This is a genomic window from Nocardia vinacea (assembly GCF_035920345.1).
In the GTDB taxonomy this organism is placed as follows: Bacteria; Actinomycetota; Actinomycetes; order Mycobacteriales; family Mycobacteriaceae; genus Nocardia; species Nocardia vinacea_A.
Genome location: NZ_CP109149.1, coordinates 8,841,237 through 8,855,431 on the forward strand (window position 1 = coordinate 8,841,237; position 14,195 = coordinate 8,855,431).

Sequence of the window (14,195 nt, forward strand, 5' to 3'; positions counted from 1 at the left end):
AAACGACATGGTCGATTCCGACCGGCGAGAAGTAACGGTTGTTGCTGCACCTGTCGAACTTGCTGGTATTCGCGACTTTGCGGCAAACAACGGCATCGTTATCGAGGAGATGGATCATGAGGGCTTTGCCGACCCGATCAGCGTAATGCTGATCCTGTCCGGTTCGGCTTTCGCATTGGCCTCATTCGCAGATTATCGCGAGCGACAACGAGGCGGTCAGGTATTCGACTTGCGCGAGGGCTCCAGGTTCGCATATCGAACACCGGACATCGCGTACGGCCTTATTGCTGTCCGCGGTTATGACGGTTCAGTGACCATCGAGGTAAAACAACCGAAATCGATGCTGGCTGAGGTCACTTCCGCCGTCATGAACACAATCAGTGAACTCGGCGACAAAACCGTCGAGCATATTGCAAAAGCTCTCGAAGTAGTGGTTGGAGATCGATCCGAAATAACTGAAAAGAAATTGGACGATCCTGACACTTGATCTACGGCTCGGCGATCTCGGCGGAGCGCACCGCGAAGCACCGGTTGGGTTCGCGGTGTTCCAGGGCAGTGTTGAACAGCATGGCGGCGACGAATGCGGTTTCGTCGCCGATCGGCGCTGCGCGGTCGTAGCGGGCGAGGGTCTTGGCGGGTCCGGTAGCCGTGCTGGAGCTAGGGAATCACTCATGGTGTCGCGGGCGAACTGCTCGGCAGCCTGGGCGGGTTCTGTCGTCGGGGTGGCTACCTCGTCTAGGCGCGTCGATCCCAGAGCGACGATGACTCCGCACGCGACTGGGCGTCCGGAGTGGCCGTTGACCGGGAGTCTGAATACCCGCCTCGGCCGTAGTCGTCCTTGTCCTTGGACACCACGATCGATCGCCCGATGACGCTGTCAGGGCCGAACAGCGTGACTTGGCTGTCTTCGTAATTGATCGCGGCGATGCCGTCACGGGACCGCCTGGATGTTCCCCCGGTCGCCCGACCTGCCTCTCGTCGTCTACCGCGGAACCATGATCCTTGCGGTGCGAGTTGTTGTGCAGACCCAACACCACGGGGCGCCCTTATCTTTCAACGAGGTAGCCCCAAACCGCGGCGAGAATCGGGAACGGACTCGTTGTGTGCCCGTCGGCTGCCTCATCCCGGACCTCGAACTGAAGTCGATCCGGCGCCCCGCGCTGCCGAAGTGCCCACCGAGAGCTCCAGCTCGTGCTCGATGGTGACGTCGTTGTCGACGCCCGCGTCGGACCATACATTCCAGATGAGCTCGTGGAACTCGTCCTCATCGCAATACCGGAAATCGCTGCGGTCCTCGACGAACGGATCCACCAGCGGCTTGATGTAGGTGTTCCAAACCGGCGAGTCGTTCACCTCGCCCGGCCGCATGCAGACATGATGCACGAAGTGCTTGTTGACGTAGTCCAGCCCATCCTCGTCCGCTGTATCCCACATAGCACTGCCCCCTGTTTGTCGATGCGTTACGGCAACAGGATGACCTGGGGCACCGACAAATTCGGCCGTCCACCTGCTGCTAGTAGCTATCTGCCTCGAGGTAGGCCAGGAAGAGAGACACAGCTAGGCCAATGCCGGCGCCAACGAGAATTGATCCAAGGAGTGCGCCTGTGAAGGCGGTCCCGAGGAGTCCGATCACTCCGGCACCGATGGGTACAGCCAACAACTTCCGCGGTTTCTTAAATAGAGCCTGGACTATGTCCATCGTCCAGGCGAAAACCAAGCAGATGATGCACCCGATTCCCAGGACAGCGATGATTCCAAGGGCTACCCCTTGGGCGTCCGCAGCCAAGAACATGAACTCAGGTTAGAGCGTCGCCCTTTCTCTCCCAGTAAGTTTCGCAATCTTGGGCCGCAGATCGAGACCGCGTTCCGACTCGCCTACCTCGGCGTCACCGAACACGACGACGGCATCGACGTCGCAGTCCGGCCGCCGAGCTCGGGAACTTGAGGTTCTTGCCGGATTTCTTGTCCGCGAAGACCTCCTGGCGTCCGGCGACGGTGAGCGCATGCAGCTGGCGGTCGAGCAGCTGCCCGGTCGTCGAGAACGAGCGCCCGGCGCCGCGCCGGAGGTGTCGGTCATGGGCGTGACTGTACGAGAATGTTCCGCAGGACTTGTTGAACACCAACCGTTTTCGACACGTTTGTCGAACAGCGATTCGAGCCAGTCGTGTCTGGTGTGACTGTCGTTGTTCGAAGTCGTGTTCAGCGATGCTCGAAGTGCCTTTTCAGCAGGGCTTATAGCTGATCAAGCAAGTGGGCGCGCCGCTGGTGTATAAGGTCGCAGGAAATGCCGATGTGTGCGGGCGCAAGACGGGGAGCTCCGACAGTCATGAACCGCTATCTCTGAATGGACGCGAACTCCTCAACGATGCACTGAATGCGCTGGGTGAGCATCTTTTCGAGGTTCCAGGCGTACCACATCTCAGCAACGCTCGACAGCCCAGTTGACCCCGCGTTGTTGTAGTGCACGAGAACCGGCATGCCGTCGTCGAAGACACCGAAGCTGAGCCCGCCGCGCCGCGGCATTTGCGGTCGCAGCTTCGGGGAGTCTGAGACGAAGGTGTAGCCCGCGGGTCCTTCTTGTTCCGCTGGTACTGCTTGGTGCGCACGGCGTTTGAGAAGCCGGATTCGAAAAACGCCTTCTCGCGGTCCCACGCGTGGGCGCGTTCGTCGTGACGCTCCCACCCCTCATAGGTGAGCAAAAGAAGCTGGTCGGGGTCCGGCTGCAGCATCGACGTGGAGCCCGAAGGAATCTCGAAGTACAGAGCACCGGCTGGAAGGCCGAGACTCAGGAGCTATCGCCATTCCGCATCCTGGGCCGCGGCGACCTCGGCGAGCATCCTGCGGTGGTCGGTCCGCTTGTTCCAGGCCGCGTACTCAGCGGTGGTCCAGCCGACAACCAGCGGCATGTGCGGGAAGTGTGGCAAACCGCCTGTGGTGGTTGGGGTTTCAGGGTAGCTTGCGCGGGTGGTTTGAAAGGTTTGGCATTGTCGGTTTCTGCGGGAGTCGTAGCCAACAAGAGAGAAAAGTCCGAAGTGGCGAGGGGAAACCGTGCCAGACTTGTTCTACTACCCGAAGATCAACGCGCCGCAGTCGGTGATCTACCAGGCGTTGCTGTACTGGGATCGCTTGGTCACAGTGGCACCGGCCGGACCACTGGAGGCGTTCCTTAGCCCTCAGATGCGCCAAGTGCACGATGCTGGTTTGTACGTCCGATTGCCGGCACAGCACTGGCCGTTGGGGACCGCCGACCTGGAGCGGGCGCTGTGGACGCTGACGCGTCTGCTGGGCGAGATCCCCGCGGATGACCTGATACCGCACAGTGGCCCGGACAACTATGTCCACTTGGGGAAGCTGTCTTCGGCGATCATCAGGGAGTTGCGCCACCGGGGATTGCTGGAATGGGGCAGCGACAGACTCCATGTCTGTGTGTCGGCCGCAACCCAGCTGTGTCTGATCAGTGTCGCGGCACGGGACCTCGCCGCGAGGTACAGGGGCATCGTCCGCTCTGATTGCCTCCTCACCGACAGCCTCTACCCCTACACCGACAGCCCCGCCGCCCACCACTTCGCTCACTCACCCCTCGCGTTCGACCACTATGCACCGGGCGCCGAGGAAGACCCGCGCTCATTAGTCTTTTCACCCCGCTTTCCGAATGCCCGGACGATGCCCTGCTGGGAGATAGAGATCGGCGGACTCCTACCGGTTCCCGGCCATGAGGTACGCATTCAGGACCTGATCGCGTTCCGTGAGAGGTACAGCGACGAACGGCGTCGCCTGATCATGGCGGTCGACCGCCTCGTGCGCGGGCTTCAACGCGACTACGACCACCCTCGAGACGTGCTGCACGCGGTGCAGCGTGAACTGGAAGAAGCCCTGGCCGACCTGAAGCACGCAGGTCGCGCCGCCCGCATCACTTGGGTCCAGCGATCGCTCACGTTGTCGATCGCCTTGGCCGCCGGATATGCCGGGCAGAAGCTCCTTCCTGAGGCAGGGTGGATCCTTGGGGTGATCGGCGGTACAGCGATCAATGTCGCGACGAATTCAACGAGGTCGCCCACGATAGAGATGGCGGACGACATCAGCTACCTGCACCGCGTGCAGTCCGCCCTGGGTGACCACCACTCATAGGGCCAACTCAACGCTGACGCGGCACGAACGGCACCCCTTCCACGCGCACGCAACTTCGAACATTCGCGCAGCAGACTTCGGACGTCGACATGCGTCTCATCAACGAACGTTCGCGAGACACCCTGCGGCGCAGATTGTTTCCGCAGGTCGGTTCTGTAACGGTTGCCGTGTACGCGGCAATGTCAACCTGTCGGGAGTTCGCAATACACCGCGCGACCGGCATCGAGAAAACTGTCAAAAACCTCTCCCGCTACCGCAGCTCTACAGCCGCGTCGGGTTCGCCCACCACTATCGGCCCCTGTCCGGCGAGGAACTCACCTTCGTGCTGGTCCGGCATTGGCACAAACTCGGCCTCGAACTCGACTCCGATGACTTCACCGACGCGCAGGCCGTTGCCGCCGTCGACCGCATCACCAGCGGCAGCTTCCGTCTCCTGCAACGACTGTTCGCGCAGATCCACCGTGTCATGAAGATAAACGAACTCCACACGGCCACCGCCGACGTCGTCGAAACCGCCCGCAGCACCCTCGTGATCGGCGCCACCTGGCGCTGCAAGAACACTGTCATCGTTCGCTGCGAGTCACAGCCATCCTGGCGGTTTGTCGATGTCCGAAGTCGACTGCACGGATGTCGGAAGTCCTATGCACGCAAGTCATGGTGCGGCACAGCATGATCGGACCTCCGACGGGATACCGCTAGCTGACCCCGGCGAGAACAGCGGTTCGGCCATTCGTGCAGTCGACTTCGACCAGGGACAGTGATGGTGCCGCTCATGGCCACCTTGTAGGCGCTTCACAGCTCGTCGGTGAGCGGGAGCGGCTGCTGGTGGCGAGTGTGGTCGATCTCGGACTCCGGCGGGCGTCGACACGCCGTTGCGCCGGCATCCGCGGCGACTTCTTTGTCGCTCAGGTCCGAGGGATGATCGATCACGCTGCAGTGTGATCAGGATCAGGATCAGGATCAGGATCAGGATCTGATGTGCAGTGTCTGCCTAGTCTGTGTGGGCGAAGTTCATGGTTCTCTCCGTTCTTGTGTTGGTTCAATCACTTTCGCTCCGTGTCGGGCGAGCGAGGTGAGTACTGCGGTACCCCATTTGCAGTGCACGCAGAGCGTGCAGACCCAGAAATTCGCCTAAGAATCCGCTCCGTCGCATTGGCTGGCCCTCTGGCGCTGGTCTCGGCCATCACGGAGCGGCGTGGTCGCCGCGGATCGTGCGGTGCGGTGTCGCTGCGCGGCTCCGAGGGCCGATTGGGGTAGTCGATTACTTCTTCGACCGCTGCTGCCCGGGTCAACACTCGAACTCGACCGGCACTTGTCGGCTACCGCGACTGGGGGCGATTTCCCCAGGAAGATTGGACAGGAGAAATATTATGCGACGCAACATGATTCGCGCAGGGTTGGCTTCGTTGGTGGCGGCTGGGGCCGTTGCGGCGTTGCCGGGCATCGCATCGGCGGCAGATGTGACACCGGACCTGATCGGGGGCAGGGAGCGGGTGAAGGTGACCGTCATCTCCACCGCACCCACGTCGCTGAACTGCGACGTCTACATCGACGGACCGAACGGACAGCCCCAGGCCTCGTTCCCGGTCGTGACCGGCGGAAAGCAGAGCATCGTGATCTCACAGGTTGCCCCTGGGATGCGCTCCGTGAGAGTGCTGTGCCTTGCTGTGCCTCCCGCGCTACCTCCCGCGCCCCCCGCGCTAGATGTGACGCGCCAAGTGTCGGTCGATTTGGCGAATCCCGCGTTGGACGCCATTGATTCGGTGTTCATCAGCGCGGGCAGCAGCGCGTTGGCCACCGACGCGGCCTTGCGGTGATCCCGACACGCCATTGAGGGGCGGATGTCCGGGCGGGGTGACCACAGCCACACACCGTCCGGACACCAGCGGGTGCCATGTCGCTGCCTTTGTACGCGTGTCGCGTGTTGACGTGACTGCTCGGATGGTCGCTTCCTGCGATTCATCCCTAGTTCGGGGGCGGCGATGGATTGGGGTAGCGAGTTACTGCACGTCGACGGGTGCTGGTTGGGAACGGTGGTTGTTGTGAGTGATGACGAGCAGTGGCAACGGGCGGTGGATCGGTTGCCGTTTCCGTATGCGGAGGCGTTGCGGTTGCGGGCCGCTGGTGTCAGCGACGAGGTGATCGCGGAAGTCCTCAGCATCGAAGTCGATGCGGTGGGGCCGTTGATGCGGATGGCGGAAACGAAGCTGGCCACGATCCGGGACGGCGACCGGCGATGACCACGCAGTTGCTCTACTCGATACCGTCGCGGGCTGTCGCTGGCTACTACGCTGGAGGGATGGTGGCCGAGTGGCCGCTAGTCGGGCGGGCGGAAGAACTCAACTGGGTGTCGGGGTCCACGACACCCACAAATCTCGGCGTGGTGCTGGCTGGCCCTGCGGGGGTCGGGAAGACCCGGCTGGTCGGCGAGATCCTCGCTCGTTGGCGAGCCCACGGCCGCGACTGCCGCTGGTTCGTGGCCACCCGTTCGGCGCAGTCGGTGCCCTTGGGGGTTTTCGCTGCGATCGCTGAAACCAGCGCGATCGATCCGCTGCGCCGGATCCGGGATGTGGTCGCCACGCTGACCAAGACCACCTCAACGCAACCGGTGCTGTTGGGGATCGATGACGCGCATCTGCTGGACGAGCAGTCCGCACTCGTGCTGAACCAGATAGTGCGCCACCAGCGGGCGAGCGTGCTGATCACGGTGCGCAGCGGCGACACCTCGCCAGACGCCATCCGCGGACTGTGGAAAGACCACCTGCTCGACCGACTGGACCTGCAACCCCTCTCCGAGGAGGAGACCGCCGAGTTGGTCACCCGAGTTCTGGGTGGGCCGGTCGAATCCTCGGCCGCGGCAGCATTGTGGCGCTATACACGCGGGAACGTGCTGCACCTGCGCCACCTGGTCGACGGCGAACGATCCGCCTGTCGGCTTGTTCTGCGGTCGGGGGTGTGGGTGTGGCGGGGCCGTCCACAGGTGTCAGCACCGTTGGCCGAACTCATCGAGGCCAGCATCGCCCGCCAACCCGCCCCCGTGCTGGGTGTGGTGGACATGCTGTCGGTCGCTGATCCCCTTGAGGTCGACGTCCTGGCCTCCCTCACCGACCCCGGCGCCGTCGAATCCGCCGTGCAGGCCGGGCTGATCAGTCTCGACACCGCAACCACCCCACCGGTGGCGCGGTTGATCCACCCACTACTCGGGGAAGTGCGTCGAGCCCACACCATCCCTTCGCGGTTACAGGCGTTGCGCGGCAAGATCGCCACCGCGCTGGAGACCTCTTGCACGGACACTGGTCTCATCCAGTGTGTGCGTCGCGCGGTGCTGGTGTGCGATTCGGATCTGGCCCCAGATGCCCAGCTGTGCACGAACGCGGCCGTAGCGGCGTTGAAACTCGCCGACCCTGTTACCGCCGAACGGCTCGCACGCCGAGCTGTCGAGGCCGGTGGAGGCCGCAGCGCGCGCCTGCTGCACGTCGCCACGCTTACGCACTGCACCCGACTGGATGACGCCCTTGCGGTGAACTTGGCACTGCGACAGAGCGACTGCTCCGAACGGGACCGCGTCTTCCTCATTCTGAACCGCGTGGCGATATTGACCGGCAAACCAGACTTGTCTACTGCCTTGCGCGAACTGGCCGGGGTCGAAACCGCTGCCGCCGCCTGTGGTTTGCGGCGCCCGTTCGACGCGCTCATGGGATGGGTTGCCAGCTTCAACAATCCCACCTTCGCGGTCGAGGCCGCGACCGCAGCCTTGAATGCGCCGGGTTGGTTCAGCGAGTTCTTCGAACTGTTCGCTCTGACCGCCCTCGTCAGAGCCAATACGGCCTTGGGCCGTTACGACGAGATGTCTGCAGCCGCCGACCGGGGCTACGCCCTCGCACAAGAATCGGTCAACGCGGCCACCTTCTATTTCGTCATCGGCATCCATCATCTCGACGGATACCACCTGGGCGGCTACCTCGACGACGCCGCCCAGGTGACCGAGCGCCTCCATCAAGCGCCCGGGGATTTCCCTATCGCTTTCGTCTATCGCGCCGTATCCGCGGCCATTATGGCCTTGGCCTGCGGCAACCTGCCCACAGCGTGTGCACGCTCGCGCGAAGCGCTCGCCATCGCCGTTCCTCGAGACCCTGCCGGGTTGCCGGGCACGGCTCACCTGATCTTGGCCACTGCCTCCGCCATGAGCGGTGACACGAGAGCCGCGACGGCGCTGCTCAACGATTTCCAGCGGCGCGGCACGGAGGACACGCTCCTAACTCAGATGCATGCCCTCGCCTGTGCCTGGGCCGGCGCCGCAGCTGGGGTGACCAGCCACGCCATCACCTTGGCCACTGAGGCCGCCACGATCGCGCAAGCCCAGCACAGGCCAGCTTATGAAGTCACGGCGCGACAAGCCGCGACCCAGTTCGGCGACCGTAGCCACGCCGACCGCCTTACCGAACTCACCACCCTCGTGCAAGGCCCTCGTGTCACCGCCGCCGCCTGGCACGCGACCGCATTACGCGACAACGATCCAGATGGTCTGTGCGAGGCAGCAAGTAAGTACGAATCGTTCGGTGACCGTATCGCGGCCGCCGACGCCGCGGCCCAAGCAGCTGACCTGTTCCGCCGCAACGGGCACCGCGGCGCGGCGCTCACCGCCAGCGTGACCGCTCGCCGACTCGCCGCCCAGACCGGCGCCGACACCCCCGCACTACGTGCGAACACCACCCCCAACCCGCTCACCGGCCGGCAACGCGAAGTCATCGCCCTCGTCGCGGCAGGACTGACCAACCGGCAGATCGCCGACCGGCTCGTCATGTCCGTGCGCACCGTCGAAGGACATCTATTCCGCGCCTCCCAGAAAACCGGAATCAACACCCGAGAAGGGCTCGCCACCGCCCTCGACCCCACACGAGACTGAACCCAACCCCGACTTCGTTCCCTTCCCTCGCACTGCGTTGAGACACAGTCACTACCGCCTGCGGACGGGTTCAGACGTGGCAGGACAGAATGGGGTCGCCGCACCCAGACCGAGCCGGTCAAATCATTTCTGCGCGACCGTAATTCGGCATAGGAATTAGGCAACCCTACTGTCGTGAACCCGAGTACGAGCAAAAAGCACCGTACTGCACACGAGTTCGGGACACACCGATGTTCGAAGTCCCGGTCATTCTCCCCCGAGTCCGCAGGTCAGTGTCGACCACGACTTTGGACATCGACACCCAGCGTCGAGGGCTCGGTGTCGATAAACGAACTTGGGCCCAAGTGGTCAATGCATCACCACGTGGATGATCATGTTGCGCGGAGGGTGTGGCGCGGGATTACGGGTGCGAGAACCCACGCATCGAGTGCAGATGTCTTCGGACATCTCTGCTGTTGGCAGCGTTGTTCGGCGGCTCTGCGGTTTGACACACGGCTCGCGGCCTGCCTGCACCGGACACGGCACCCGGACTCTCAAAAAACTGACTGATCGATTCCCGAACCTGGCATAGGTCTTCTTACCGCGCTTCTTCGGCATTTCTGCCCGAATGGTACCGACCGATTGGCGTAGTCCACTACCCCAGCTGTCGATCCAGCCGCGCAGTAACGTCTGCCGCATGTTCCTTCTGGCGCCGCCGGGGAAATGTCAAGAAAGGTCATAGGAAAATGACGAAAACAATTCAGCTGCGCACGATTCGCTGCCTGGAAGAAGTAAACGAAAATTCTGCCTCAGAAGAAATATATGTACTCATTTCGGCCGTGGACATGCGCCCACCGAACCTTCCGATTCCGGTTCCGCCGGTGCCGAATTTCGAAGTATTTCGCCATGGCATTTTCAAAGACTTCGACGCTGGCGAGGTACGCACCGTAAACGATCCTCCCTGCTGGGGGCCCAGCAGAACACCGCTGGAGATTGCAAGTCCGGACCATGCGGCAATCATCGTCTGGTAATGGAACAAGACAATGGTTCCCCGGAGCAATACCAGGCACTTGTCCGAACCACGATTCCTCTGTCTCTCGCCGCGTCGCTGGGTGAAACGAATCAGGCTGTCAGGACGACCCGTTTAACCGACACTATTCGTGACAATCTGAACGGCATCGACCTGCCCATACCGTTCGCCCTCGATGATGATCACATAGGAACGCAGCAATTGATTCTCGACCGCTCGGACATCTTCGTTCAGGGTGCCAAAAACAAGGTGATGATTTTCGACACCTCGGAAGGAAGGTACGAACTGGTCTTCCGGGTGGCAGGCGAGACGGGCTGGTCGGGTTGGGAGAGTCTGGGCGGCACCATCACCACCGCGCCGGTCCCGGTTTCGTGGGGGCCGGGTCACCTTGATGTCTTCGCACGCGGCGGCGACAACGCGCTTTGGCACAAATGGTGGACCGGCAAGACCTGGTCGGGTTGGGAGAGTCTGGGCGGCACCATCACCACCGCGCCGGTCCCGGTTTCGTGGGGGCCGGGTCACCTTGATGTCTTCGCACGCGGCGGCGACAACGCGCTTTGGCACAAATGGTGGACCGGCAAGACCTGGTCGGGTTGGGAGAGTCTGGGCGGCACCATCACCACCGCGCCGGTCCCGGTTTCGTGGGGGCCGGGTCACCTTGATGTCTTCGCACGCGGCGGCGACAACGCGCTTTGGCACAAATGGTGGACCGGCAAGACCTGGTCGGGTTGGGAGAGTCTGGGCGGCACCATCACCACCGCGCCGGTCCCGGTTTCGTGGGGGCCGGGTCACCTTGATGTCTTCGCACGCGGCGGCGACAACGCACTCTGGCATCGGTTTTGGAGGGGGCTCTAGTAGGACTTTGTTAGGTGGGGAAGGTGTGGTGGCAGAGTGGGCAGGTGCCGATCCAGATGGCAAGGGCGCGTTGGATTATGCGGAGGATGCCGTAGAGGGGCAGTCCTGCCCGCTGGCCTTTGGGGTGTAGAGCCGGAGGGTGGTGAGGAACAGGTGGGCGGCGGTGACGAGGGTGGCGTGGTGGTGCCAGCCGAGCCGGGATCGGCCTTCGAAGTGGTCCAGACTGAGGGCGTGTTTGAGTTCGCAGTAGTCGTGTTCGATGCGCCAGCGGATCTTCGCCAGCCGGACGAGTTCTTCGATGGGGGTGTCGGTGCGGAGGGTGGAGATTCTAGTAGTCGGTGGGTTCGGGTGCGCCGGTGGGCCATTCGGCGATCAGCCAGGCCTGGTGCAGGGTGCCGTCGCAGGCGCGGGTGATGGTGCGGTTGGCCGGGCGCACCCGGATCGCGGTGAAGCGGGAACGCATCTCGGCCGCCGGGTTGGCGGGGCCGGTCTTGGTGCCCTGGTGCCAGGGCACCTCGGACAGCGCTGTTTCCCCGGCGGTCAGGACGAGGTCTTTGCAGGTGGTCGGTGGGTCCGGGTAGATCTGGAACCTGCTGATCGCCGCCAAGGTCATCTAGACCTCGGCATGTTCCGGCCGGGCCACACCGACCGGAACATGCCGAAATGACTCGTCGCCACGTGTTCTCGACCGCGGACCATCTCGGCCACAAGCCCTCACATACTCCATACAGCCGATAAGGTCACGCACTCATCGGCTACCGGGTGTTCGAGATTGTCCGGTTGTGGCCCGACTGATGGACATCTGCTCCCTCTGCACGGAAGCGATTGATTAGTGATGAGCCGTTGCGATGAGGCGTCGCAGTGCGGCATGGGCGGGTGGGGCCCATGTGCGCTTGCTGCTGGGGCAGCCGTGGGCGCCGGCGTCTGCTTGACATGCGTGGCTGACGCTCCCCCCGGCGGGTGGTCCCGCCACGAGTGGAATTGAACCTCTTCGCCGAGGTCTGGGTATGCGCGAGCAGCCACGTCGGCGCCGGTGCCACCATGCCTGCCATGTATCGCGCGATACGGCAGAAGTGTGCCCACCCTCGCCGAGTCGGGGAGGTCGCCGCCGAGTTGGGGGTGTCGCCTGCAACGGCGCGGACGCTGATAGACGATATGGCCGAGCTTGGGCTGATGATTATCCATACGCCTGGCGGATGCGGTCGGCGAGGCACCGGGTCGGCGAACAAGGCAATGCCGAATCTTGTGAACGTTGACCGCCGTGAATTTCGCCTGCGGGTTTCTGTTCAGGGCGCTGGACCAGTTGACGGGGCAAAGACATCCTGCAAGATCATCATCGCTGGGGCAGTGGCGTGGGTAAGACGACTCTTGTCATTACTTCCGTGTCGGACCAGGTGTACCTCGCGGGTGACGCCGATGTCGGTGCCGATGATCGTGGCGGGTCTTCGTCAAACGGTGAAGTGGAATGCGGGCCGCATAGAGGAATGCGGCCGCATAGATTTGCCCCATAATCTGGTCTTGTATCTGTTCTCGACACCAGGTAGTCAGGGGCTTGCGCCGGTCTACGACGAATTGATGCGCGGCGGCATCGGTGCGCTGGTCCTGGTCGAGCCCTCACGTCTCGAGGACAGCTCCACCACCCTCAATTACCTCCAAAGCCGCAATGTCCCGTTTGCGGTGGCGGTCAATAAGTTCGACGAGTCGGCGCGCGATCTCATCGAGAAGGTTCGCAAGGGTCTCGGTGTCAGTCACGAGGTGCCGGTACTGCCGGTGGACGCGCGATGCGCGAGGTCAGTGAGGCAAGCTTTGGTGAAGCTCACCGAGCGCGCGCTGGACATGACACGTTGTGCAGCCGTCGCGGATGAGGCTGCGGTTGTGCAAACGCAGGCGCGAGTGCTGGTTTCCCTGAAAGGAGCCGGCTACTGAGACCTCCCTGAACGCAGGATGCGACCCCGGCCGATTATTTGCCGGGGAAGTGGAACACGATCGGCCACACCGACTCACTGACCGCCGGACGCACATCTACCACTCCCCACCGATACTGAACTGAGATATCGCGGCCTGGCCAAAACAAACCAGCCACAAGGTTTTTCATGAATATGGCCTGCGGCGACGTGAGCACCTCGCACCAGGCGTGCGGTCGGTTTATGCATGCGGGGCATGCTGTTTTTCCTTTGTGCACCAGGCGGTAGCCCGCAAAACCGTGTGTTCGGGAGGTGAGGAATCGGTCATGCTTTACCGAATACAGGAATTCCACCAGCGAGAGGGCGCCTGATTTGTCGAGGAAGAAGCACGGACGGAAGAACCCGAATCGGCCGCCGAAGCCTCCGCGTCCCCCGAAGAAACAGCGGCAACCACTGCCGGAGCTGCAGGTTGAGCCGAGACGAAGAAGTGGTGACACGCTCGTGACCAACTGGATCACACACCAGGATTCGATCTTGCCTGTGCCTCTGAAGTTCAAGCCACCGCTGATCGAACGAGCTACCGATCCGTCGACTTTCGAATACAACTGGCAGCATCTCACCTACGCCTTCGACCTACCTGACCCAGCCGAGTTTCCGGCGTTTACGCATCCAGCCGAACAGGCGGATCTACGGAACCTGATGCGATTCGTCCAGGTCTGCGAGAAGACCTCGACCTACAGCGTCGTCAGCCACAAAGGCGGCATGACACTGTCCATGGAGGGCGGCGATACGAATCTGACCTTCGAACGCGTCGAGGACGAGGTGGCGGTTGGGTTCTCCGTGAGGTTCCGGCAGCTGCACAGCTCAAGTGCCGGCGATCCCGATTTCTCGAACGTGGCGAACATTCTCGCCAAGTACGCAAAGCAGGAGACCGGGGTTGATGCCGAGAAGCGTATGGCGATCATCGCGGAGTGGCGACGAGCTCGTGGCCAGCTGATGAACCGACCTCTCCTGAACATCGTGTGCCGGATGGTCCTCGAGAAGAACGGCTACCGACCGGACCAGATCGAGAAGCACGAGATGTACGGGGATGTGAACCCGACCGACATCATCAACCTGTTCAACTACGGCGAACTTATTCACTTCGGCAAACGAAGCGAAGACTACGACGAGCTTGCCGACGATCCCGACCAGGAAGGCATCCAGCACCACAACTTCATGGTTTCGATGCTCGGCCTGGTCCACCTGTACTTCGGGTTCTCGCGGGTAATCCTCGCCGCGCTCGGAACAGGCGCGTCCTCCTCGTGACACCAGCGATAGAGCCGATTGGTAACTCCATGTACTCGCATCGAAATAGGGTGCGATGGGTGTCGTTGTCAAGAGCTGGCAACGT

The 14,195-nt window shown here is 62.5% G+C and carries 13 protein-coding genes and 2 pseudogenes; 10 read left to right on the forward strand and 5 right to left on the reverse strand.

Annotation, left to right across the window (positions count from 1 at the left end):
• Window positions 1–7 precede the first annotated feature (7 nt).
• Window positions 8–487, forward strand: a complete 480-nt coding sequence (locus tag OIE68_RS39980; RefSeq protein WP_327096078.1) for a hypothetical protein — start codon at window positions 8–10, stop codon at window positions 485–487.
• Between the two features lie 248 nt (window positions 488–735).
• Here OIE68_RS39980 and OIE68_RS47295 read toward each other — a convergent pair whose 3' ends face one another.
• The 3 genes from OIE68_RS47295 to OIE68_RS39990 all read right to left on the reverse strand — a co-directional run bounded on the left by OIE68_RS47295 (window position 736) and on the right by OIE68_RS39990 (window position 1,792).
• Window positions 736–1,050, reverse strand: a complete 315-nt coding sequence (locus OIE68_RS47295; RefSeq protein ID WP_419150844.1) for a superoxide dismutase family protein — start codon at window positions 1,048–1,050, stop codon at window positions 736–738.
• A 69-nt stretch (window positions 1,051–1,119) separates the two neighbouring features.
• The gene (locus tag OIE68_RS39985; protein WP_327096079.1) at window positions 1,120–1,434 is read right to left on the reverse strand and encodes a hypothetical protein; all 315 of its coding nucleotides are present in this window, start codon (window positions 1,432–1,434) and stop codon (window positions 1,120–1,122) included.
• Between the two features lie 79 nt (window positions 1,435–1,513).
• On the reverse strand, window positions 1,514–1,792 hold the full coding sequence (locus tag OIE68_RS39990; protein WP_327096080.1) for a hypothetical protein: 279 nt from the start codon (window positions 1,790–1,792) through the stop codon (window positions 1,514–1,516).
• Window positions 1,793–3,048: 1,256 nt separating this feature from the next.
• On the opposite strand from OIE68_RS39990, the gene OIE68_RS39995 reads away from it, so the two are divergent.
• From OIE68_RS39995 to OIE68_RS40025, 7 genes and pseudogenes are all read left to right on the forward strand, one after another.
• On the forward strand, window positions 3,049–4,128 hold the full coding sequence (locus tag OIE68_RS39995) for a DUF6236 family protein (RefSeq protein WP_327096081.1): 1,080 nt from the start codon (window positions 3,049–3,051) through the stop codon (window positions 4,126–4,128).
• A 253-nt stretch (window positions 4,129–4,381) separates the two neighbouring features.
• Window positions 4,382–4,672, forward strand: a pseudogene (locus OIE68_RS47300) (ATP-binding protein); the annotation flags it as partial.
• A gap of 826 nt (window positions 4,673–5,498) precedes the next feature.
• Entirely contained in the window at window positions 5,499–5,945 is a 447-nt protein-coding gene (locus OIE68_RS40005) for a hypothetical protein (protein WP_327096083.1), read from the forward strand.
• A gap of 225 nt (window positions 5,946–6,170) precedes the next feature.
• Window positions 6,171–6,368 (forward strand): hypothetical protein, encoded by a 198-nt coding sequence (locus OIE68_RS40010; RefSeq protein WP_327096084.1) that lies wholly within the window; start codon window positions 6,171–6,173, stop codon window positions 6,366–6,368.
• Window positions 6,365–9,034, forward strand: coding sequence for a LuxR family transcriptional regulator (locus tag OIE68_RS40015; protein WP_327096085.1), 2,670 nt, complete (start codon window positions 6,365–6,367; stop codon window positions 9,032–9,034). The genes OIE68_RS40010 and OIE68_RS40015 overlap by 4 nt, the downstream gene beginning before the upstream one ends.
• Before the next feature lie 725 nt (window positions 9,035–9,759).
• Window positions 9,760–10,044 (forward strand): hypothetical protein, encoded by a 285-nt coding sequence (locus OIE68_RS40020; RefSeq protein WP_327096086.1) that lies wholly within the window; start codon window positions 9,760–9,762, stop codon window positions 10,042–10,044.
• Window positions 10,044–10,898: a hypothetical protein gene (locus tag OIE68_RS40025; protein ID WP_327096087.1), complete on the forward strand. Its 855-nt coding sequence runs from the start codon at window positions 10,044–10,046 to the stop codon at window positions 10,896–10,898. Before OIE68_RS40020 ends, OIE68_RS40025 begins: the two co-directional genes overlap by 1 nt.
• A 210-nt stretch (window positions 10,899–11,108) precedes the next feature.
• Here OIE68_RS40025 and OIE68_RS47305 read toward each other — a convergent pair.
• Both OIE68_RS47305 and OIE68_RS47310 read right to left on the reverse strand, forming a co-directional pair.
• A pseudogene (locus tag OIE68_RS47305) lies at window positions 11,109–11,225 on the reverse strand (hypothetical protein); the annotation flags it as partial.
• A gap of 1 nt (window position 11,226) precedes the next feature.
• Window positions 11,227–11,511, reverse strand: coding sequence for a hypothetical protein (locus tag OIE68_RS47310; protein ID WP_419150632.1), 285 nt, complete (start codon window positions 11,509–11,511; stop codon window positions 11,227–11,229).
• A 794-nt stretch (window positions 11,512–12,305) separates the two neighbouring features.
• On the opposite strand from OIE68_RS47310, the gene OIE68_RS40035 reads away from it, so the two are divergent.
• Window positions 12,306–12,824: a hypothetical protein gene (locus OIE68_RS40035; protein ID WP_327096088.1), complete on the forward strand. Its 519-nt coding sequence runs from the start codon at window positions 12,306–12,308 to the stop codon at window positions 12,822–12,824.
• 290 nt (window positions 12,825–13,114) lie between these two features.
• Window positions 13,115–14,110 (forward strand): hypothetical protein, encoded by a 996-nt coding sequence (locus tag OIE68_RS40040; RefSeq protein WP_327096089.1) that lies wholly within the window; start codon window positions 13,115–13,117, stop codon window positions 14,108–14,110.
• The last annotated feature ends 85 nt before the right edge of the window (window positions 14,111–14,195 follow it).

Coding starts and splice junctions, on each gene's coding strand:
- OIE68_RS39980 (WP_327096078.1), top strand. CDS start 8: ATGGTCGATTCCGACCGGCGAGAAGTAACGGTTGTTGCTGCACCTGTC.
- OIE68_RS39985 (WP_327096079.1), bottom strand. CDS start 1,434: ATGTGGGATACAGCGGACGAGGATGGGCTGGACTACGTCAACAAGCAC.
- OIE68_RS39990 (WP_327096080.1), bottom strand. CDS start 1,792: ATGTTCTTGGCTGCGGACGCCCAAGGGGTAGCCCTTGGAATCATCGCT.
- OIE68_RS40005 (WP_327096083.1), top strand. CDS start 5,499: ATGCGACGCAACATGATTCGCGCAGGGTTGGCTTCGTTGGTGGCGGCT.
- OIE68_RS40015 (WP_327096085.1), top strand. CDS start 6,365: ATGACCACGCAGTTGCTCTACTCGATACCGTCGCGGGCTGTCGCTGGC.
- OIE68_RS40020 (WP_327096086.1), top strand. CDS start 9,760: ATGACGAAAACAATTCAGCTGCGCACGATTCGCTGCCTGGAAGAAGTA.
- OIE68_RS40025 (WP_327096087.1), top strand. CDS start 10,044: ATGGAACAAGACAATGGTTCCCCGGAGCAATACCAGGCACTTGTCCGA.
- OIE68_RS47310 (WP_419150632.1), bottom strand. CDS start 11,511: ATGACCTTGGCGGCGATCAGCAGGTTCCAGATCTACCCGGACCCACCG.